Raw genomic sequence first — 22371 nt, forward strand, 5'->3', positions numbered from 1 at the left:
TGGAAGCTGGAAATTAAGTACACTGGAGGACCGACGTTTAAAACCCAAGACAATTGCTTAGATAAATAAAAATAGTTATCAAACCGGCCTTGCGATAAATATCGTAGGGCTTTTGATTTTTTATAAACAATAGACATATGTTACAAAATAACTTATATTTATGTTATATATAAACTTTTCTGTGTAATTTAATCACATTTAGGGGATGGTATTCATGTCAGTTCAGCCAAGATTAAACCGCATGTTTAGTAAACAGGGAAAATGTTTTGATGTTGCGATTGACCACGGCTTTTTTAATGAAGTTACTTTTTTATCCGGTATTGAAAATATGAAGCAAGCCATTGAAACCATTGTTGATGCGGGGCCTAACTGTATTCAACTTAGCATTGGTCAAGCCAAACATCTGCAAGACATTCCAGGCAGCAATAAACCTGGACTTGTGCTTCGTACAGATGTCGCTAATATTTATGGGCATGAGCTTTCTTCGTTTCTTTTCAGCGAAAGGATTGATAAAGCGATTGAGCAAGCGGTCCGTATGGATGCTGTGGCTGTATGCGTAAATCTGCTGCAATTGCCTAATCAGCCTGAACTCCACTATCAATGTGTGAAGAATGTATCGCTCCTCAAGACAGAATGTGAGAGGTACGGCATGCCGCTTATGGTAGAGCCGTTAGTCATGCTTGCCAACGAAGCAAAGGGCGGCTATATGGTGGATGGTGATATCAACAAAATTCTGCCTCTTGTAAGGCAAGCTGTTGAGCTCGGGGCAGACGTCATTAAAGCGGACCCTTGTGATCATGTCGAAGAGTATCATCGTGTGATTGAGATTGCTTCTGGTGTTCCTGTCCTCGTCCGCGGCGGAGGCCGAGCAAGTGATGAGGAAATTATGAGCCGTACGGTAGAACTGATGAAGCAAGGCGCATCTGGTATCGTATACGGTCGCAATGTCATCCAGCATCCGAATCCAGCGGCCATGACCAAAGCTTTAATGTCCATCGTTCATCATGGAGATTCAAAAGAGCAGGCACTTGCCCTATTACTTCAATAAATGACCAAGGGGAGATCATCTACTCATGAATAAGAAAATCATTCGTTTTGGCGTTATTGGCTGCGGATTAATGGGCAGAGAATTTGCAAGTGCTGCAGCAAGATGGTGTCATCTTACTAATATGAATAGTGAGCCGAGAATTGTAGCGGTTTGTGATGCAAATCCTGAAGCCACACAATGGTTTAAAAACAGCTTAGCAAGTGTGGAAGCGACATATACCGATTATCGGGAGTTGCTTGCTAACCCCACGGTTGATGCGATTTACTGTGCTGTTCCGCACAATCTTCATGCGCAGATTTATATCGATATTATTGAATCAGGTAAACATTTGCTTGGTGAAAAGCCGTTCGGGATTGATAAGGAAGCCAACGCGTTGATTACTGAAGCGATATCACGAAATCCAAATGTCATCGTCAGATGTTCCTCTGAATTCCCATTTTTCCCTGGTGCACAGCAAATTGTCCAGTGGGTGAGAGAGAATAAATTTGGGAAGATTATTGAAGTTGAGGCTGGATTTTGGCATTCAAGTGATTTGGATCCAACGAAACCTATTAATTGGAAAAGGCGAATTGCTACCAATGGAGAATATGGTTGTATGGGCGATCTGGGTATGCATGTGCTTCACTTGCCTATTCGATTAGGTTGGAAACCGAAATCAGTTCGAGCTTTGCTTTCCAAAATCGTACCCGAGCGTCCAGATGGTAAAGGGGAATTAGTCCCTTGTGAAACTTGGGATAATGCGATACTAGCTTGTGAGGTTGAAACCAGTACGCAACAATTTCCAATGGTTTTATCGACAAAGCGTATCGCTCCAGGGCATGCCAATACTTGGTTTATTCGCATCACGGGCACGGAATTGTCTGCCGAATTCACAACCAAGAATCCGAAGCAAGTTGCCTCTTTACCATATCGGTCAGGTGGGGTACAGTCATGGCATATAACTGATACTCCCTATAAATCAGCTTATGGAACAATAACAGGAGGCATCTTTGAATTCGGCTTCTCGGATTCTATCTTGCAAATGTGGGCTGCTTTCTGTGATGAGCTCACTAATCGCGCTGAGATGATGCAACCCTTTTATTGTGCAACGCCAGAAGAAGCGACTTCGAGTCATATTGTGTTTACTGCAGCATTAGAATCGAGCCGAACGGGTCAAACGATTGCGCTTCATTGGGAGGAATGACTGTGAACGGAAATGCAGAGGTCATCGTGGCTGGACATATTTGCTTAGATATTATTCCCACATTGTATGAAAAGAGAACGAGCATGGATGCCCTGCTTGCACCTGGAAAGCTTGTAAACGTCGGACCTGCTGTTATCTCCACAGGAGGCGCAGTATCCAATACGGGAATAGCGCTTCACCATCTCGGGTGTGATGTTAAACTTATGGGGAAGATCGGGGCCGATCAATTTGGGCAAGCGATTCTTACTTTGCTTCGCGAGTTAGAACCTTCATTAGCCAGTGGGATGATTGTCTCGCCAGATGAGCACAGTTCCTACTCCATTGTCATTAGTCCGCCGAATATGGATCGTACATTTCTACATGCGACGGGAGCAAATGATACCTTTTCCGCCTCTGATTTGAAGCAGGATCAGTTGCATGGGGCAAAACTTTTTCATTTCGGTTACCCACCTTTAATGAAGACCATGTATGAACATGAGGGTACAGAACTTGCAACGCTATTGAAGAAAGCCAAAGATACCGGATTGACAGTTTCCCTTGATATGGCTAAACCTGATCCAGAATCCATCGCTGGTAAGGCGGATTGGCGCACTATTTTGACGAGAACACTTCCTTTTGTGGATGTATTCCTGCCTAGTTTCGAGGAAATTGTGTATATGCTTGATCACGAGCGTTTTGATCTCATGATGAAAGAAGCTAGAGGGGGAGACCTGCTTCCATTTGCCAATGGAGAATTATTAGCTCAACTATCCTCTGAACTCATTCAAATGGGGGCTGCCATTGTTGTCATTAAACTCGGGGAACATGGGTTATATGTTCGAACAACGTCAGATGAGAAGAGATTCGCACAAATGGGGTTATGCTCCCCTCCGCAAGACCAACTCGGTGATTGGTTAAACTGCGAGCTTATTTCCTCCTGTTATGAGGTAGATGTTGTTGGAACGACGGGTGCAGGTGATAGTACAATAGCAGGCTTCCTCCTGGGACTGACAAGAACGTTAACACTGACTGATTCACTTCAGACGGCTGTGGCGGTTGGTGCCTGTAATGTTGAGTATGCTGATGCTACGAGCGGTATTCCGAAATGGGCAGTAATTGTGGAACGAATAAATAAGGGTTGGAATAAACGAGAAATGAAGTTGAAGTTGGAAAATTGGATTTTGAATGAAGATCAGATCTGGATAGGTCCCCACCATAAGTCTAAGAAAGAGAGCGTGGAAAGCTAATGAGGCAAATTGAGATAAGTCAAGCTCAGCTGCGTGCAGAACAGATGTTGAATTCGTCAGGAATTGAATTAACTGAGCATGAGATCGCGCATATCGAAATTGCAGATTTTGGACTGGGCCAGCTTGAGGTCCAAGGGCTTGAGCTTATTACCTATATCAATACTGACCGTTATTGTGCCAAGGAATTAGTTTTATTTCCTAGACAGACATGCCCTGAACATCTTCATCCTGATATAGGTGATGAAACAGGTAAAATGGAAACCTTTCGCTGCCGTACAGGGATAGTATATCTCTATGTGGAGGGAGAACCGACGTCAGAAATTTCGGCTATTTTACCCTCAGGGAGTGAGGAGTACTACACCGTATTGAAAGAAATCGTGTTGCATCCTGGCGAGCAATATACGATTGAACCAGGGATTAAACATTGGTTTCAAGCGGGTGATGACGGAGCCATTGTATCTGAATTTTCTAGCACCAGTCGGGATGAGTTTGATCGATTTACCGATCCTCGCATTCAACGTAACGGGGGTTCCTCATGATAACGAATCAGATAAATGAGCGGCAGCAACAAATACTGGATCGTATGGCACTTGATGGTGAGATTAAAATAGCAGAACTGAAAGAAATGTTTGATGTCACGGAGATGACAATTCGACGTGACATGGAGAAACTTGAAGGCATGGGACTTCTTAGACGAACTTTCGGAGGAGCCATCCTTATAGGCAAGGATATAGCTCTTCAGGATCGTACAGGCGTCATGATGGAAGAGAAAATGAAGATGGGTCTCCGTGCAGCACAGTTGATTCAAAAAGGTGAATCGGTTTTTCTCGATGGAGGCTCGACTACGCTTCAAGTTGCCAAGTATTTAACGCCCGACATGCCGATCACTGTGGTTACGAATGCGCTTAATATCGCTGCGGAGCTTCAAGGTAAGCATATTTCGACGATTGTCGTAGGTGGCATGCTGTTGGAAAAAACATCGACGCTGGTCGGACCTGTCGCAGCCGTTGCTATTGCAAAAATGGCTTTTGACCGCGTATTTATTGGAACTACAGGCCTTACAATCAAACATGGATTTAGCAATTCCAATATGCATGAAGCCGAAATAAAAAGACTTGTTATCGAACAAGCGTCTGAAGTCAATATCATGATGGATCACACCAAGTATGGCGTTCGGGATTTATTTTCATTCGCTGATTTAGGTACGGTTCATCGTATTATTTCTGACCGGCACCCAGAGGGGGAGCTGCGCACTTCCTTGGAGGAAGCATCTGTCCAAATGCACGTATGTTCATAAGATGACGATGGTAGGGGAACTGTCTATGATTAAGGAGATTGACAATTAAGTAAAGCCATGCTAGATTAAAACTTATAAAACACATTGAATTAATCGGAATTAACAAGCTGACTGGACATCCGGAAGCATGGATCATTGCATCCATGCTTTTTAATATTTTTTCGAAAAGGAGTGGACATAAAATGGGCGTATTATTTGATTCTTTAAAAATTGCAAGCTTAAATAAAGTAGATCGTTGGGTTGATTTTAAAAAGTTGTTGGACGAATCATATACGAAACGTGAGAATCAAGGATTTTCTCTCGACAATTCGGGGAATTCTAACACTTCTAATGCAAGTTAATTTTATATAACTCGGACTTTTGAAGGGATGAAATCAGGAATATCATCCGTTATATTACCGGACGATTATTGTGAGTATATATACATACAATTCTAACATTAACCAAATTTTCATTTAATAGTTATGGATTAAGCTAGGACACATAAAACCAATATCGTTTAGAGAAAAGAGGTTCTTATGCTGCGCCGGTTTCAATCCATTAAATCCAAAATTATTCTCCTCCTGCTTGTCGTAGGACTAGTCCCATTATTGATTGCTTCCTCGCTATTAGGCTACATGACCAATGGAAATTTGCAAAAAAACGCAGAAGAAAATTTGCAGCAGCGAGCACAACTGAATACAAATGATTTGAATACTTGGCTATCTCAGAAAATTAAAATGGTCGAGAACGTGACGAAGGCTCATCCTGAATTTGTGAATGGAAAGCCAGAAGATGTGCTTTCAGTTCTGAAGGTTCTTGTTCAGAGTGATGCAGAAGTGAATGGCTTCGGTTATATCGATGCAAATAAATTCTTAACGAATACCAAAGGGGAGGGTTTTGACGGCTCGAGCTTCCCTAATGTCAAGAAAGCCCAAACCAACAAGGTCCTGCAAGTATCTGAGTTGCTGTCTGAAGCAGGGACAGGAAAGAAGATTGTTGTCGTGGATAATCCCCTCGTCAATGACAAGGGAGAGTTTCGCGGTATTATCCAATCGATTATCTCCGCTGATCAAATTCTTGAACGCATGAAACATATTCAATTTGGTAAGGGAGGCTTTGGTTACCTGGTGTCGCCTTCTGGCACGATACTTGTACACCCGAATGCTGATTTTATCGGTAAAAATATATCGGAAATTGCCACGGCAGATACGGCGAAGCAATTCGAAACACTCGTTCTTAAGCAAAAAAGTGGTTATTTCACGGACACTTGGAATCAAGAAGCACGTGGCACGGCATTTGCCGAGATCGGAGCTACAGGGTGGAAAGTTGTTGTGACGATCCCGCAGTCCGAATTGTTCCAGCAAGTTCACAGTATAACGTGGATCACCGCGATTATCGTTGTTCTCTGTATCCTAGGCGTTATCATGATAGCATTGGTCGTAGCCCGTTTTATCTTAAAGCCAATTGCTCAGTTTAGCGGACTTATGGAATCGGTAGCAGAAGGCGATTTGACAAGGAGACTGGATGAATTTGGTCATGATGAAATTGGCGTACTCAGGAAAAATGTAAACTTCATGCTCGATTCCATGCATACCATGATCGGGAGTGCTTTACAAACCTCCAACAGTGTCGCTTATGCATGTAGAGAAATTTCACAAAGTACGGAAGAAGTGGCTAAGGGCAGCATGAATCAAGCGGAGGCCTCGCAAACGATGGCTGCGCTGTTTAAAGATTTGTCCCGTGCTATTAACAAAATTGATCAAGTTGCGTCCCAAGCTTCCATCCTATCGGAACAAACCGTAGCCATAGCCCGTTCAGGCAGTGAAGCGGTTCATACTTCCATAGAAGGTATGGAGCAAGTGAAGCAGCACATGACCTTGCTTGAAAGAGATTCCGCTAAAATTGGCGAAATTATTGATTTAATCGATGAAATCTCCGAACAGACGAACCTTCTTGCGCTGAATGCAGCGATCGAAGCGGCTCGTGCGGGTGAGCATGGCCGAGGATTTGCTGTTGTTGCGGATGAAGTGAGAAAGCTCGCAGAGCGCAGCAGTCAAGCGACGAACGAAATCACAGAAATTATTAAGCTGATGCAGCAAAATACAGAGAAAAGCGTCGTTTCTGTATCTGAAGGAGTCGTACAATCACGCATAACTTTCGAATCTTTTGACCATATCATGCAAAAGGTTAGAGAGTCTTCGCTTAAGGTAAGTGAAATCTCTGAGGCCAGTAAATCTCAAATTAAACACACGGCTCAAGTCATGGAAGCGATCGAATCGGTTGCAGCTGTTAGTGAGGAAACCGCCGCTGCAGCTGAAGAGACAGCCTCATCCTCACAGTCGCTTGAATATTTAGCCAGAGAATTATCCCATACCGTCTCTAAATTTAAAGTTTAGATGCACACCTGGATGTTTTTGCTAGGAAGTTGTTGTAGTTAGTGAACAAGCCCGAAGGAAGGGATCCTCGGGCTTGTTTTTTTATGGAATTTTGACTTCAAGCTCGCTTAGATATTTGGACGTGTTTACGCCGTTAGGCTCACGAAATTCGAATTCGACAGAATTGGAATAGACACCGCCATCGCTAATTTGCAGAGGGATCGGAGCGTATCCTTCGGGCATCCATCGAGCCGTTGCCTTGTATTTACCGATCGGAATTCCATCAATACCTCCGCCGCCAATAACCGGACCGCCACGTTTAATGATCGTTTGTCCAGTGCTGCCATCAAGGAGCGGACCAACCGGTGTGAGTGTCACTTCCAGATCGCTCAAATCGAATTCTGGCATCGAGTCATTGGAAGATGTGAAAAATGGATAAATATAAATTTGTCCGTTAAAATCCGTCCAAGTAAAATTTCGAACCCCGCCTTTACTTCCCGTTAATGGAACTTCATTTTCTGGTTCAAGATGGAATTTGTATTTTTTGCCGTTAAATGATTTGGTGATATCAGCTGACATCGACCAGGACGTCGCTAGTTGCGGCAATTCGATCTCATAATGACCATTCTCATCGGTGACACCAATGATGTTACTGTCGTATAACAACGTGTTATCGGCATACACCACAATATCAGACAGCGGGTGACCTTGCATGTCGCGCACATAGCCTTTTGCTACATAAGGCTCAGCGGTTTCTTTTGGGAAATCTGGAATCGGTGCTGGTACGGGTACAGGTGTTGGTTCGGGTGTTGAACTTGTGTCCTCAGGCTCATCAATCCGGATTGTTGCGGTAGTTCCATCGCTCGCATAAGTGACTTGATAACCGCTGTTTTCCGCAACAAATCGAAGCGGTACCATGGTGTGATTATCAATGATTTGAGCTGGGATGCTCAAGCTGACATCTTTGCCGTTCACTTTGGCTGTGGCGCTGTTCATCGTGAGTTCGATTGTTAGCCCATCTTTCGTCCCAATCGCCCTTTGTGTAGTTCCGTTATCGATCCAAGTCACAGAGAAACCAAGAGCTTCAAATAGTTTGCGAAATGGAACTAGTGTAGATCCGTCTTTAATAATGGGTTTGGCGTCTTCAAATTGGAGTTCTTGACCCAACAGCCATACGTGAATCGTCGGACCTTGTGCTGGAGCAGGTACCGGCGGACTGGAAGGGTTCGGGCTAGGAATTGGTGTTGGTGATGGTGTTGGTGTCGTCGGTACAGGTGTCGGGCTCGGACTTGGCGTTGATGTAGGCGATGGCGTTGAAGATGTTCCGCCACTTGTCATTGGCTTATTATACTTGATTGGTTTCGAAACAACCGTACCTTCGGGGGTCTCAATCTCAAGCACATAAGATTGGGTTTCTTTGATTGTACCGTTATTGCTGGCGTACAAATCAAACGTAAGGTTACCTGCAAATTCGCCCACGGGCTCTTTCACATCTTTGCGGAAGCCTGGGTTGATAATTTCACTTATATGGGTGGTTCCGCTAGGTGTAACTACGGTTTTATCCTGCACAATGCCCAACAGCCAACCTGTTGTGACGCGGTTTGTTCGCCAAACGCCTTGATAGTTATCTTTGCCGTAATCATCAGTTGACCGCAAAACAACAGACTTAATCGTTGTTTTATTCGCGAGGTTCAGCAGCAGCTTAAAGTGGCCATCCTTATTTCCTTCCGGGGTAAAATCGGCAGCGCCAACAACATCCCTTGCGGTATCCAGCAGGCTGAATTCTTTGATTTCAACGCCTGTCGGCACCGTTTCGCCAAAAGCGGCTGCGATCCCTCCAAACGCGATTACACCGGCCAGCACTGAGCTTAGCCCAACGGAGTGAATGATTGATTTGCTTTTTTTAGTCATGATAATGTTCCTCCCAACTCGAATTTGCTTCTGGCATTATCTTACAATGCCTGCAAATCACTTTCCTAGAGACATCGCTGGGAAAAGTCTGGGAAAGCTTTGGGAGTCGTTTCGGGAATGGTTTGGGAAGAAGCATATAACATGAGGGACAAGATGCATTTTGAGCCTGCTATCCGCGCACTGAAGAAAGGTTATCATGTGCTGCTGGAGAAGTCGATGTCTCCAAGCCCTGAAGAATGTGTGATTAGGGGATGAAGTGGCTGCTGACAGATGGCACGATTGGTCTCCTGATCTCAATTACGCATACCGAAAATGTCGAGCAACGCCATAAAGCACATAGCTTTGTCAGAGGGAACTGGCGAAACGGACGGCTATCTAGTACAGAATGAATGCCCTTATTTTGCCCCAAAGATGTACTTGGAGCGGAAGGATTGGGTCGGCAACGTGCTGCGTAAAGTGGTATGCCATGATCTAAGCGATGAGGGCTTTCTTCAGGCATTGAAGGAGGGACTGTACGGTAGATGTGTGTATCGTTGCGACTACAATGTGGTCGACCATCAGGTCGTCAATCTGGAGTTTGCGAATGAAGTGACGGTTGCTTTTACGATGTGCTCCTTTACGATTTCCGCATGTGGTTTGAGGAGGACATGAAATTCCGTTTCAAGTTTGTATGTACAATGTGAAAAACACTAGATTAACTTGTACGTACAAGTTATAATGAGAGTAGTCGCGTTGTTGCGTACCTAACATGATTGGAGGAATGATCGGTGAGTTATGACATCAAAGACGCTATTCTAAGCGGAAGAACATCTCTGGGTATTGAGTTTGGTTCTACGAGAATTAAGGCCGTTCTAATCGGCGAGGATTTCTCCCCCATTGCTTCTGGCAGTTATGATTGGGAGAATAGCTATGTGAATCACATTTGGACATACGGCCTTGATGATATTTGGCAGGGGCTGCAAGATTGTTATCGGAAGATGGCTGACGAGGTAAAAGCTCGTTACGGCGTTCCATTACAGACGATTGGAGCCATCGGGTTTAGCGGTATGATGCACGGTTATATGGTGTTTGATGAAGCTGGCGAGCAGTTAGTTCCATTCCGTACTTGGCGAAATAATATAACGGAACAAGCCTCCAAAGTGTTGACGGAACAATTTAACTTTCAAATCCCTCAGCGTTGGAGCATCGCCCATCTGTATCAAGCGATTCTGAATCAAGAGGAGCATATCTCCCAGATTCATTTCCAAACTACGCTCGCAGGATATATACATTGGAAACTCACTGGGCAAAAGGTGCTCGGCGTAGGGGAAGCATCTGGCGTATTCCCGATTGACCTTGCTACCAAAAAATTTAATGCCAACATGATAGGGCAATTTAATGCGTTGATTGCAGAACATAATCTTTCCTGGTCGCTTGAAGATATTTTACCCGAAGTTTTAGTGGCAGGAGAACAGAAATCTTCCCTTTCAGAAGAAGGAGCTAAGTTGCTGGATGTGACGGGTGAGTTAAAAGCTGGTATTCCGATCTGTCCGCCTGAAGGCGACGCGGGGACAGGTATGGTAGCAACGAACAGCATTGCAGAGCGGACAGGGAATGTATCGGCGGGAACTTCCGTCTTTGCCATGGTTGTACTCGAACGGGAGCTCTCTCGCGTCTATGACGAAATTGATCTCGTAACCACCCCGGCTGGCAGCTTGGTTGCCATGGCTCATTCCAATAATTGCTCTTCGGACCTTAATGCTTGGGTAGGCCTGTTCGATGAGTTTGCGAAAACAATGGGGCTCGATCTGGATCGAAGTCAATTGTACGAAAAGCTGTATAATTTAGCGCTTCAGGGCGATCCAGACTGCGGCGGCTTGTTGGCTTACGGCTATCTCTCTGGCGAACATATGACACATTTTGAAGAAGGACGTCCATTATTCGTTCGTTCATCCCACTCGAAATTTAATTTGGCCAATTTTATCCGCGTCCATTTGTTTACCGCTTTAGGCGCACTCAAAATAGGGATGGACATTCTGCTCAAAAAGGAAAACGTCAAACTAGAAGAAATCCTTGGACATGGCGGCTTCTTCAAGACAGAAGTAGTCGGTCAGCGTATCATGGCGGCTGCATTGAATGTGCCTGTTTCCGTAATGGAAACCGCCGGTGAGGGCGGAGCATGGGGGATCGCGTTATTGGCTTCCTACATGATGAACAAAGAGGAGACAGAGACCTTAGAGGCATTTTTGAAAACGAAGGTATTCGCGGCCAAAGCAGGTAAAACCGTGTTGCCTGAGTCAACAGATGTTGAAGGGTTTGAAGATTTCATGCAGAGATACCGTGAAGGTTTGGCTATCGAGCGCGCAGCGGTTGAGTATTTGAAATAAGCTTAGATCTTCATAAAGCGGCAGTTAAGGACTTCTTTTCGTCCTTGGCAGCCGCTTTTTTTAAAATGTAAAGTTCAAAAACGCACAGCCAAAGGTCAGTCGAATTGAAGAGTTGACAGGCTTCCCGCCAAGCGATTATTGTAAAGGCATATAACGAATATGTATCAATAAGGGAGATTCTAACATGGATAAAGCTTGGGCAGCGACTTGGATTCAGCATCCCGATTTCATCGACGCGAGTCCCGTTGACCTTCTCTACAAAGAAACGCTTCCGCCCGAGCCTTTCGAGCACCCGGTTCAGCTCAAGCATCATCACGCCTTGTTCCGCAAGGAGTTCTTCCTGGAGCGGGTTGCAAGCTGCGGAGTTCCCCTGCTGCTTGATTTGAGCGCCGACGATTATTACAAGCTGTATGTGAACGGCCGCTATGTCGCGCAGGGCCCCGCTCAAAACTACAAGTTTCATTATTATTACAACCAGCTCGATATTTCTCCTTTTGTCATGGAAGGTGTAAATGTTATTGCGGTTCACGTGTACTATCAGGGGCTTGTGAACCGAGCCTACAGCAGCGGGGATTTAAGGCAGGGACTTATTGCCGAACTGAAGGCAGGGGATGAGGTGTTGTGTCAGAGCGACGCAAGCTGGACCTGCAAACGATTGTGGAAGTATGGCGACTCGCAGGCGGCGACTGTCGGTTATGAGACGCAGTATTTGGAGCACATCGATAACCGGCTCGATATTCCCGGCTGGAACATGCCGGGCTTTTACGATGCCAGCTGGGAACGTGCCGTTCCATTAGCGAAGCATGACTATGCACTTTACTGCCAGCCTACACCGGTGGTGGATACGTATCAAATGGTGCCTGCGCAGATTACAATACTAGACGTAGGTCATTTCATCATCGATTTCGGGGAAGAGATAACCGGTCAGGTATCCCTTATGGCATCCGGCACTGCGGGAGCTCAGATTGAGGTCAGATGCGGTGAGGAGCTTCATGAAGATGGCACGGTACGCTTTCAAATGCGGTGCAATTGCGACTATCAGGAGTTTTGGACGTTGTCGGACGGCGAGCAGGTATTGGAAAATTTTGATTATAAAACATTCCGTTATGTCGAGGTTATTTCGACCGAATCCTTGGTTGATCCCCATTCCATCTCGGCGGTTGTTCGTCATTATCCGCAATTGAAGGGAAGTTATGCCGTCTTTAAAAGTCAGGATCCGATCCTACAAGGCATTTGGGATATTTGCGATCGGGCGCTGCGCAATTGTACGCAGGAATCGTACCTCGATTGTCCTAGCAGGGAGAAGGGGCAGTACCTCGGTGACAATACGGTGATCGGGCATGCCCACTTGTACGTTAGCGGCGATCCGCGCATGTGGAAGAAGGCGCTGCATGAGTTCTCCTCAAGCTCTGCCGTGTGCCCAGGTCTGATGGCGGTCGTGCCAGGGAATCTGATGCAGGAGATTGCGGACTTTTCCTGCTTGTGGCCATTGCAGCTGTTGACGTACTACAAGCTGACTGGTGATCGAGCGTTTCTCCAGGACATGCTGCCGTATGCCGAGGGAGTCGTAAGTTATTTTAACCGCTATCAGCGGGAGGACGGATTGATTGAACACGTCAAAGAAAAATGGAATCTGGTCGATTGGCCGGACAATCTCAGAGACGGGTATGATTTCCCATTGACTCGACCTGTTAGCGACGGTTGCCATGCGGTTATGAACGCTTTTTATATCGGCGCTATCCGATCTGTGCAAGAGATCAAGGACGTACTTGGGATTGCTTACGAAGATCAAACGTCAGCATTGAATCGAGCTTTTCGTTCTGCTTTTTATCGTCCTGAAGTACGCTTGTTCGCGGATTCTGAGCTGACGGAACATTCATCCTTACATGCCAATGTACTGTCAATGTTCTATGGCATTGCACCTGAGGAATCCGTTGCGGCCATCGTGGCATTAATCCGTCAGAAACGCTTCAGTTGCGGCGTCTATATGTCTTATTTTGTGCTTAAAAGCTTAGCTAAGGTTGGGGAGTACGGACTGATCTATGAGTTAATCATGTCTGACGATGAGCACTCGTGGCAAAATATGCTGCGTGAAGGCGCAACGACTGCCTTCGAGGCTTGGGGGAAAGATCAGAAGTGGAACACGAGCTTATGCCATGCATGGGCGAGCGCGCCGATTTCAGTGCTGATCGAAGATCTAATCGGACTGCATCCACTGGCTGAAGGATGGCAGGAGTTCGGATGCACTGCCCATCTTCCCGAAGGTATGCAGCCGTTTGATTTACATCTATCGCTTCCAACTGGACGGATGAAGTTGGCATTTGATGGGGAAAGATTAGTATATTCGTTGCAATAGATAGTTAGCTCTATTAATTAAACGAGTCAAGGCTGTTATTGGCATTGACTCATTTTTTTTACCTAAAAAATCGGACGGTTCCCAAAAATGAATTTCATTCGACTTGCTATGGGCGATCAGAAAGCGCTGGTCTACATGGCACCTATGAAAATCGGATGAACACCTACGGTAGCTGCGGAGCAACAATTTGTTAACGCGCTGGAGCACAGGGGGGGGCGCAAGTGCCAGGGCAGTATTTCACCGTTTCAGCTAGATATATCAAGGTCGTCCAAACAGGCACGGCTCCAGCGAATTACTGGTCGGTCCATGAATTCAATGTGTGTAATTAAATAAATAATAAAAAAACAAGCTGCTCTATCGAAAAGCGAAGAGTAGCTTGTTTTTTACGTACTGATCTTTATTACTCCTTTTTAGAATCCAATTGGTAAACTTCTAATCTCCGCTCCCCATTCAATGGGACTAACATCTTTTATGTGCTTCGCAAATATCCACTGGTGTCCCTCGAGGTCTAGGACTACGTAATGCCGTTCGCCATATTCCGTTTCCATAAGTTCTTCCAGGATATTAGCGCCAGACGATTTGGAATGTTCGTAATGCGACTCGATATCCTCAACGAATATCATGAGAGACTGGGTTGAAGAGCCTAGTTTGATTGGACTAGTTAAGGAGAGGCTCGTATTTTTGAGCATGATCCATGCACGTCCATAATACATCATTACGCCATGGAGTTGTCCGTCTGGTTGTTTGAAGCGGAAATATTCGCTGAAGCCGAACCGAGTATTTAGCCAGTTGCTTGCTGCTTCAACATCTTCATAGAAAAGGTGTGGGAGCAAATCATTGGGTGGTACGGAACGGTTGTTAATCATAATTATAACCTCCTGCATCTTTACACTTTAACCAAATTATATGGGTAGACCTAAACTCCTTACAAGAAGGAATCGAGCCCGAAGATATTCAACAGGCCATTCAGTTGGATTGGAAAAAGCTTGGGCAAGATATGATGGGCGGCGTTGCGCTGGATAAGAAAAAAACTTGTTTGTTAGAGCCTTACGAGAAATCATAAGGCTTTTTCTTGAATTTATAAGGCGAAACTCCTACATGTTTCTTAAATAGCTGGCAAAAGTAGGAGAAGTCACCCAACCCGACGGCTTCTCCGATTTGTTGTACGGACATGTCAGTCGTGCGCAGAAGCCAGCACGCTTGTCGGATCCTCCGAGCGGTCAAGTACTCGGTGATGGTGCTGCCTATGGATTGACGAAAGGTGGCCGAGACATGGTTCGGTGTCAGGTGTACCGCCTCCGCAAGCACATCCAGCTTAAACGGCTCCATGTAATGCGCTTCAATCCACGCAAGCATTCGCTCAGCTGTTGTGGAGCTTTTGCTAGAAGGCTTCAACCCCGCATGCGATGGTGAATGGCTGGCCTTTTCCGAGTCAGCGCGGAGTTGATGCAAGAAAGCGGTGAGGAAAAGGAGTTGTTCCTCCAGCAATCGCTCAGGACCGTGCTCTCGTGCAGCCGTAATTTTCGGTTCGTAACTGCGTAACAAAGCCTCAAGGTCCAACAAATTATCGCTTCGTAATGCCTGCGGCATGAGCGGATCCTGCCATAATTGCCTGAAGAACTCGCGCAGAGCAGGGAATGCGGTGAGCGCCGCGTCCAGAACGGCAGGCTCCAGCACGAAAAGTGATCGGACATAGCGATCCTCGGGCAGATTGTGAATTCGGATGCGATGCAGCTGAAAGGGTCTGAAGCAGAAAATCGACCCTGGCGAAAGTTCAACAATTTGTTGTTCAATTATGACAATTCCTCTACCTTCATGAACGACGAGAAGCTCCATGCCCTGATGTGCATGAAATATTTCTTCGAATGTATGCGTTCTATCTTTGAAAAACGATAATTGCACAGGGTGCACGTTAAGGTTTAAGTAATTCATCAGCTTCATGGGAGAACTCCTCATCGTAATATAACAACATTTTATCATAAGTAGGCTACACTTTTTCAGCCTTTTTTTTGGTACGATGAAAACAGGTTAAAGCGCAACTAGAAGGAGACAGGGAGCAAGATGAAACAACGATTAACGGAGCATTGGGAGCACTATCGCGGATCTTTAGGCGGTGTTTGGGAGGTGTGGCGTTCCGATAAGCTGCAAAATCATTATAATGTCCCTTGGGAGTCAGTGACGCTTCCACATACATACAACGGGTATGATGTGATGGACCCCGATCATACCTATTATCAAGGACAAGGTTGGTATCGGAACAAGCTTGATATACACAACCCTTACCCAAAGGGAAGGACGCTGCTCCATTTTGAAGGTGCGGGGCAACGAACAGACGTGTACATTTATACGGAAAAGGTGGGTTCCCACCTTGGCGGATATGATGAGTTCACGGTGGACATTTCGGAGGCGATCGAACGGGCTCAAGGCATTGATCGCTATGCGGGACAAGTACCCGTTGCAATTGCTTGCGATAATAGCCGAGAACTGGAGACGATCCCTTCGGATGCGAGTGATTTCAATCTGTATGGCGGCGTATACCGTTATCTGAATCTCGTCTATGTGCCGCAAATTTCGCTGGCTCAGGTGCATGTGGAAACACATGTGGACAATGTATCTGCACAGAAGGCAAGAAGCGGGCAGGTCAAGGTACGCGCCAAGCTGTACAATCCTGTTGGGATCACCGAGAACATTTCACTTACAATTGTTTTAAAAGGGAAAGACGGATCGGTCGTTGAACAAGCAGAGCTTTCATCGCCAACTTGGCAAGACGAGCAGGAGATCGCTGTCTTTGAAGTACCTAACCCACATCTGTGGTCCGTTTCGGATCCGTATTTATATGAAATCTCTGTCACGCTTCGCTGCGAGGATGGTGAGATGACAAGCCAAGAAAGGTTTGGCTTCCGCACGTTTGAATTTGTCAAACAGGGCCCGTTCAAGCTGAACGGAGAGCGATTATTGCTGCGCGGTACGCACCGGCATGAAGATCATGCCGCAGTCGGAGCTGCTATGACAGAGAACATGATTCGTGAAGAAATGCAGCTTATTAAGGAGATGGGCGCTAATTTTATTCGCCTTGGGCATTATCAGCAGTCTCGTATTGTGCTGGATCTATGTGATGAGCTAGGTATTCTAGTCTGGGAAGAAATCCCTTGGTGCCGCGGCGGGCTTGGCGGTCCTGCCTATCGCCAGCAGTGCATCGATATGCTGACAGCGATGATTTCTCAGCATTATAATCACCCTTCGGTTATCCTATGGGGACTAGGCAATGAGAACGATTGGGAATGCGATTTCGATTACTTCGATCAGCAGGAGATTCGTACTTTCATGAAGCGCTTGCACGATCTGTCTCATGAGCTTGACCCTAATCGATTAACAGCAATTCGCCGTTGTGAATTCTGCAAAGATATTATCGATATATACTCGCCTTCCATCTGGGCAGGATGGTATCGCGGCGTCTATACGGATTATGAATCAAGCTGTCAGACCGCATTCGAAAACGTCGACTCCTTCTTCCATATGGAATGGGGTGCAGATAATTTGCCGACTCGTCATGTGGAGAAGCCGTACACGGGCTTTTCATTGATGCAGAATGCCGATGGTGTTACGGATGAACGCGATGGCGATTATTTATTAACCGGCGGTGAGCCGCGTGTATCGCGAGATGGCGATTGGTCGGAAACGTATTTCTGTGAAATGATCGATTGGTACTTGAAATCGCAGGAGAAGATGGAGTGGCTGACAGGCGCAGCACAGTGGTCCTTCAAGGATTTTGCTACGCCAGTACGGCCGGATTCACCGATTCCTTACCTGAACATGAAGGGGATTGTCGAGCGTGACCTGACGCCGAAGGAAGCCTTCTATGTGTTCCAATCATACTGGTCAGACAAGCCGATGGTTCGCATTTATGGGCATACGATGCCCGTTCGTTGGGGCATGGAGGGAGAACGTAAGCTGATTAAAGTCTACTCGAATGCCGAGCAGGTTGAGTTGTTCCTGAATGGACAAAGCTTGGGCGCGAAGCAGCGTGATTCGCAAGATTTCCCTTGCGCAGGACTTCGCTGGGAGACGGTGCTTACAGCAGGCGAGTATCACCTGCGTGCGGAAGCGGTATGTAACGGCGAAATTGTGAGCGATGAGCTGAGATTCACGTATCAATCCGAGGCTTGGGGAGAGCCGAATGAGATCAAATTAACAACGGAAACTTTGACAGATGGCCGTGTTTACGTGGAAGTTCGGGCGTATGACGCGAACGGTGTATTTTGCCCGAACGCGTCTGAATTTGTTCGATTTGGATTGGCCGGGGATGGGAAGCTGCTTGATAATCTCGGCACGATTCGAGGCTCAAGACAAGTGCAGCTAGCTGGGGGACGTGCAGGAATTTATGTAGATACGTGTGGTGGCTTACCGGCTGGGATAACGGTAACGGATTTCGTAAGCGCAGGCGGTCCCGCATCTTCCATAGCAGTTTCTAAACGAGCTGCCCAGCAGAGATACATATCCGTGATCAGCGCAGCGTGTGAAGGGATGTCTACAGTAACCGCCATTATCGAAGTTATGAAATGAAACTACTTTGAGGAGGACGTCAGCGTGAGAGAACTTATAGATACTGGCAGATGGAAAGAAGCTCAGAAGCTTGAAGAAATTTTGCCCCAACTGTGGGAAGCGCTGCAAGTGAAGGTCGATCGGATGATGGAACAGCTTGGGGAGAAATCTCCGCATGTTGCCAAGGAAGATGGCATCTATGATGATTTGCGACTCGATTGGTGGACGTCAGGCTTCTGGCCTGGGATTTTGTGGATTATGCATGACATGACAGGCAAAGCGCATTACAAGGAAGCAGCTTGGGAATGGGATGGTAAATTCGAACAAGCGAGCATCCGTGATAACAATTTCCATCATGATGTCGGCTTTCAGTATTTGCCGACTGCCGTCATTAAGCATAAGCTGACAGGGGATTCGGACGGTTTGCGGCGCGGACTTCAAGCGGCTAATTTCTTGGCAGGGCGATTCAATCTCGCAGGCAAATTTCTGCGTGCTTGGAATCAGGATAAGCTGGGTTGGGCGATCGTGGATTCAACGATGAATTTGTCCCTACTATTCTGGGCCTCTGTGGTGTCAGGGGATCCGCGCTTTGAACATATCGGCATAGCGCATGCGAATACGGTTGTCGACAAATTCATTCGTGAGGACGGCTCTGTGAACCATATTTTAAGTTTCGATCCTTGGACTGGCGAGCTCATTGAATCGCTTGGCGGTCAAGGTGTTGGTCCACAATCGGCTTGGAGCCGAGGAGCGGCTTGGGCGTTGCATGGTTTGGCGAATGTATACCGATTCACTGGGGAAACACAGTACTTAAAAGCGGCTCAGCGAGTGGCCAACTACTTCCTGGCTTGTCTGCCAGACGACGATGTGGCGCATTGGGATTTCCGCGCCGGCCAATCGTTGGATAACGAGCCGAGGGATACATCAGCAGCTTCATGTGCTGCCTCTGGTTTGATCGATCTGGCAGCTGCCCTGCCAGACCAAGAAGGCGCTGTGTACCGCCGCGCAGCCGAGCGGATGCTGCTCTCTCTGACGCAGCATTACGGTACGTGGGATCAGCCAGATCATCAAGCCATCCTCTTGGGGGGCACAGGGAATAAACCAGCGGGACAGAACATAAACGTTTCGCTCATCTATGGCGATTATTATTATGTTGAAGCGATTGCCAAGCTGCTTGGGTGGGAACAACGCATATTTTAAATTAACGACACCAAAGGAATTTATGATTTTGTGGTAAATAGATAGTTGTAATGAGGACAATAGGCACCTCCGGGGTGCTTATTGTTGTTATTGTTGTTGTATGCTAGGAAAAGTATAAATATGGAGGTAAATGAAATACTAACTTTTTAATGGTCATTTAAAACGGAAGGAGATTCCCGCACATGTACTTAGACAAGCTCAACCGTGCATGGTCAAGTCAATTGGCTTCACACGGCTTTGATAAAGGGCCGATTGTGTTGACAAATACGACGAAGCTGCCTCCCATTGCAGGTCGGTACATGCTGGAATTTTCGTATCAGGAAAATAAATATCATTTGTATCACGTTCTTGGGGAAGACGCCTACGAACTGCGGAAGCTGGAATCGTCCTATCACTCCACGACATTGGGGGACGTTTTCGACTTTACCAAGGAAGAGGCGAAAGATTTTCTAGCAATTATACATAGATTTATGCTCCAGAACTATGAAGGCATTCAAACATCCGTCGATGCATCGGAAGGACTAGAACAGGCGATGGAGCGGATTAAGTACGCGCGGTTAGGGATTCGTACGGTCGGCGAACGGTGAGTACATAAGTAGAACCTTCATTTCCGCATCATACGTGGGAGTGAAGGTTTTTCCTATTAAAAAGGGCTGGATATTTATAACTTTTCGTAAATTAGTTTCGTCTAAAATGATGAAAGGCATTCATACATGGTGGTGATAAGGTTTGAAATTGCTGGGTTTATTACTTATGATTAATTTTCTTCTCTTTTTCGCATCTGGGTGTGAGTCTAAAGTTGATTCTCCGAGTTTGGAACAAACAAGCTCGGTGTTTACTCAAAAACCATCGAGTCCCTCGCCAACAACTGAACAAGTAATCAATCAGAATTCGAAGTCCGAACTAATCGGTAATTCTACTTCATGTGAAGTTCCACCGCAGACGATTACTTGGGTTGGAAAGGTGTACCAAATAAAAACCGAAAACACGTCAGCAGAACCTGGAATGAAATTCGGTTACGTGAAATGTGAAAAAGGGGATTATTTTGAAGAAGCAGATGATGGACCAGGCTCACTTATCGTATATAGTAACGGAGATCCTCGTACTAATCATGATCTGATTCTTATTGGTAAATGGGGACGTGCTTTATATTCAGCAACCAACAATAACGTAGAATCTACAGAGCAGTTGTTAACCAAAGACCGATTAGACGCGCTCCTAACCGATGAGAACGGGGCAGACCTCGGGCGTGTTGCCAAGTACCCGTATACGGATGATTTTGATTTCAAATTGTATAAACCCAACCATAGCGAAATTACGAATGAAGAGGTGATCGATACTCCCATCGGAAGCATTAAGCTTTATACTCTCGACGCTGACAACGGTACAGCCGCCTCCGGTCTGACTGGCACACATGACGTTTATTTCGCTGTCATACCGATACAAGATAAAATTATTTACGTGCTGGAATTTTCAAATCATGATAAAGAAGCGGCAACCAAAAAGCAATTCATTGGTGTATTGAACGGGTTGCGGTTTGACCAATGAATATGCGTGGGTCTGTCAAACCCATGACATTATTGTGATAATTGTTGACAAATGAATTCAATAAGGCTATGATAACTCTTGTTGTTTTATGCAATGAACAGGAGGTGTTTTGAAGATGGCTGTTCCTCAACGAAGAACGTCCAAAACACGTCGCGATAAGCGCCGTACTCACTTTAAACTGGAAGTTCCAGGCATGGTGAAGTGTGAACAATGTGCAGAGCTTAAGAAAGCACATCACGTTTGCAAAAACTGCGGTTCATATAAGGGTAGAGAGATTGTAAAAGCTCAATAAGCTTATGAACTGGAACGGAGAAGAGACTGTCACTTGACAGTCTCTTTTTTGATGTTCTTTTGCCTCGCTTCATGCCTGGGAGGTTTGATGCTGCTTGCGAAACTTCGCAGGGGGCAGGCCGATAACCTCCATAAACAGTCGCGAGAAATAATGAACGGAAGAAAAGCCTGTTGCTTCGGCGATTTCCTTGATCGAAAGCTCACTATTCATTAATAAGTGTGATCCCTGACGAATTCGTTCGTCGCGAACGAATTGAGTAAAGTTTTCATGTATGCCAGACGCAAACAAACGGGACAAGTGGCGCTCCGATACATTCAAATAGTTGGCGACAAGCTGTAAACTCAGCGGCTGCGATAAATTATCACGGATAAATAGCTTGGCCTGCTGAAGGTAGTGATTCGAATGTTGGCGAGGCTGGCTTGTTCGATTCACACGCCCCCCAAATAGCGTGAGAAACGACAACAATAACGAATAGGAAATGGATGGAATGGCGGCTTGCGGCAGGTTGCTGGCGGGTTTTTCTTGAAGCAAGAGCGATTTCCAGAGCAAAGCAGTGGGATGCTGCGCTGCCTCTTCCACAACGACGACAGCGTGCTCAGCGAGGTGTTGGAAGCTTTCGCGCATCGTCTCACTAGATTGGGCATGATCCAGCTCGAATCCTACATACAGTAGGAATAACCCGTTGGCCGTACGAATCTGATGCGTGACCCCTGGGCGAGAGATGAAATGTGTTCCTGGTTTCAAAAGGTAATGGATACCATCATCCGTATATTCTCCTTCGCCGTCCATCACATAGCACACTTCGAAGAAGGAATGCTTATGGACGGGGTTATCGAATAAAGGGGATACAATACCCCAATTGTACACTTTAAAGCTGGCTTCACGGCCATTCAACACAAGCGCAATATCACTCAACATAGCCATCGTTTCTTTGCATAAATACATATTGGCACCTCTCGTGCAAATTTACTGAAGATGTCCTTATTTTACAAAAATAAGTCCGCTCTCGAAAAAGACATAGGTCAGTCCAACCTCCTATAATTAT

The 22371-nt window shown here is 46.0% G+C and carries 19 protein-coding genes; 15 read left to right on the top strand and 4 right to left on the bottom strand.

Going from position 1 to position 22371, the window contains the following annotated elements:
* Window positions 1-214: 214 nt before the first annotated feature.
* From MJB10_RS08805 to MJB10_RS08835, 7 genes are all read left to right on the top strand, one after another.
* Window positions 215-1048 (top strand): class I fructose-bisphosphate aldolase, encoded by an 834-nt coding sequence (locus tag MJB10_RS08805; protein WP_314803614.1) that lies wholly within the window; start codon window positions 215-217, stop codon window positions 1046-1048.
* 25 nt (window positions 1049-1073) lie between these two features.
* A complete protein-coding gene (locus MJB10_RS08810) occupies window positions 1074-2231 on the top strand; it encodes a Gfo/Idh/MocA family protein (protein WP_314803616.1) in 1158 nt (385 codons plus the stop codon).
* Between the two features lie 2 nt (window positions 2232-2233).
* The gene (locus MJB10_RS08815) at window positions 2234-3457 is read left to right on the top strand and encodes a carbohydrate kinase family protein (protein ID WP_314803619.1); all 1224 of its coding nucleotides are present in this window, start codon (window positions 2234-2236) and stop codon (window positions 3455-3457) included.
* Between the two features lie 8 nt (window positions 3458-3465).
* Window positions 3466-3996 carry a D-lyxose/D-mannose family sugar isomerase gene (locus tag MJB10_RS08820; protein ID WP_397386620.1) on the top strand — a complete coding sequence of 177 codons (531 nt, stop codon included), beginning with the start codon at window positions 3466-3468 and terminating at the stop codon, window positions 3994-3996.
* Entirely contained in the window at window positions 3993-4754 is a 762-nt protein-coding gene (locus MJB10_RS08825) for a DeoR/GlpR family DNA-binding transcription regulator (RefSeq protein WP_314803623.1), read from the top strand. The genes MJB10_RS08820 and MJB10_RS08825 overlap by 4 nt, the downstream gene beginning before the upstream one ends.
* A gap of 182 nt (window positions 4755-4936) precedes the next feature.
* Window positions 4937-5095 (top strand): hypothetical protein, encoded by a 159-nt coding sequence (locus tag MJB10_RS08830; RefSeq protein ID WP_314803625.1) that lies wholly within the window; start codon window positions 4937-4939, stop codon window positions 5093-5095.
* Window positions 5096-5272: 177 nt separating this feature from the next.
* Complete coding sequence (locus tag MJB10_RS08835; RefSeq protein WP_314803628.1) at window positions 5273-7132, top strand: methyl-accepting chemotaxis protein; 1860 nt, start codon at window positions 5273-5275, stop codon at window positions 7130-7132.
* Window positions 7133-7213: 81 nt separating this feature from the next.
* Here MJB10_RS08835 and MJB10_RS08840 read toward each other — a convergent pair whose 3' ends face one another.
* On the bottom strand, window positions 7214-9022 hold the full coding sequence (locus tag MJB10_RS08840) for a copper amine oxidase N-terminal domain-containing protein (protein ID WP_314803631.1): 1809 nt from the start codon (window positions 9020-9022) through the stop codon (window positions 7214-7216).
* A 411-nt stretch (window positions 9023-9433) separates the two neighbouring features.
* Between MJB10_RS08840 and MJB10_RS08845 the strand changes: the two genes are divergently transcribed.
* From MJB10_RS08845 to MJB10_RS08855, 3 genes are all read left to right on the top strand, one after another.
* Complete coding sequence (locus MJB10_RS08845) at window positions 9434-9673, top strand: hypothetical protein (RefSeq protein WP_314803634.1); 240 nt, start codon at window positions 9434-9436, stop codon at window positions 9671-9673.
* Window positions 9674-9789: 116 nt separating this feature from the next.
* Window positions 9790-11388, top strand: a complete 1599-nt coding sequence (locus MJB10_RS08850) for a xylulokinase (protein ID WP_314803637.1) — start codon at window positions 9790-9792, stop codon at window positions 11386-11388.
* A 184-nt stretch (window positions 11389-11572) separates the two neighbouring features.
* Window positions 11573-13744: a family 78 glycoside hydrolase catalytic domain gene (locus MJB10_RS08855; RefSeq protein ID WP_314803640.1), complete on the top strand. Its 2172-nt coding sequence runs from the start codon at window positions 11573-11575 to the stop codon at window positions 13742-13744.
* 410 nt (window positions 13745-14154) lie between these two features.
* On the opposite strand, the gene MJB10_RS08860 is transcribed toward MJB10_RS08855, so the two are convergent.
* Window positions 14155-14610 (bottom strand): VOC family protein, encoded by a 456-nt coding sequence (locus MJB10_RS08860; protein ID WP_314803641.1) that lies wholly within the window; start codon window positions 14608-14610, stop codon window positions 14155-14157.
* A 181-nt stretch (window positions 14611-14791) separates the two neighbouring features.
* The gene (locus MJB10_RS08865) at window positions 14792-15685 is read right to left on the bottom strand and encodes an AraC family transcriptional regulator (RefSeq protein ID WP_314803644.1); all 894 of its coding nucleotides are present in this window, start codon (window positions 15683-15685) and stop codon (window positions 14792-14794) included.
* A gap of 120 nt (window positions 15686-15805) precedes the next feature.
* On the opposite strand from MJB10_RS08865, the gene MJB10_RS08870 reads away from it, so the two are divergent.
* From MJB10_RS08870 to rpmF, 5 genes are all read left to right on the top strand, one after another.
* Window positions 15806-18307 (top strand): glycoside hydrolase family 2 TIM barrel-domain containing protein, encoded by a 2502-nt coding sequence (locus MJB10_RS08870; protein ID WP_314803645.1) that lies wholly within the window; start codon window positions 15806-15808, stop codon window positions 18305-18307.
* Between the two features lie 123 nt (window positions 18308-18430).
* Window positions 18431-19486 (top strand): glycoside hydrolase family 88 protein, encoded by a 1056-nt coding sequence (locus MJB10_RS08875; RefSeq protein WP_314805535.1) that lies wholly within the window; start codon window positions 18431-18433, stop codon window positions 19484-19486.
* Between the two features lie 182 nt (window positions 19487-19668).
* Window positions 19669-20073, top strand: a complete 405-nt coding sequence (locus MJB10_RS08880; protein WP_314803647.1) for a hypothetical protein — start codon at window positions 19669-19671, stop codon at window positions 20071-20073.
* A gap of 418 nt (window positions 20074-20491) precedes the next feature.
* Entirely contained in the window at window positions 20492-21034 is a 543-nt protein-coding gene (locus tag MJB10_RS08885; RefSeq protein WP_314803649.1) for a hypothetical protein, read from the top strand.
* Between the two features lie 115 nt (window positions 21035-21149).
* Window positions 21150-21326 carry a 50S ribosomal protein L32 gene (rpmF, locus tag MJB10_RS08890; RefSeq protein ID WP_028553571.1) on the top strand — a complete coding sequence of 59 codons (177 nt, stop codon included), beginning with the start codon at window positions 21150-21152 and terminating at the stop codon, window positions 21324-21326.
* A 69-nt stretch (window positions 21327-21395) separates the two neighbouring features.
* Here the strand turns inward: rpmF and MJB10_RS08895 are convergent, their stop codons facing one another.
* A complete protein-coding gene (locus MJB10_RS08895; RefSeq protein WP_314803668.1) occupies window positions 21396-22271 on the bottom strand; it encodes an AraC family transcriptional regulator in 876 nt (291 codons plus the stop codon).
* Between the last annotated feature and the right edge of the window lie 100 nt (window positions 22272-22371).

This window comes from Paenibacillus sp. MBLB1832, assembly GCF_032271945.1.
In the GTDB taxonomy this organism is placed as follows: Bacteria; Bacillota; Bacilli; order Paenibacillales; family NBRC-103111; genus Paenibacillus_E; species Paenibacillus_E roseopurpureus.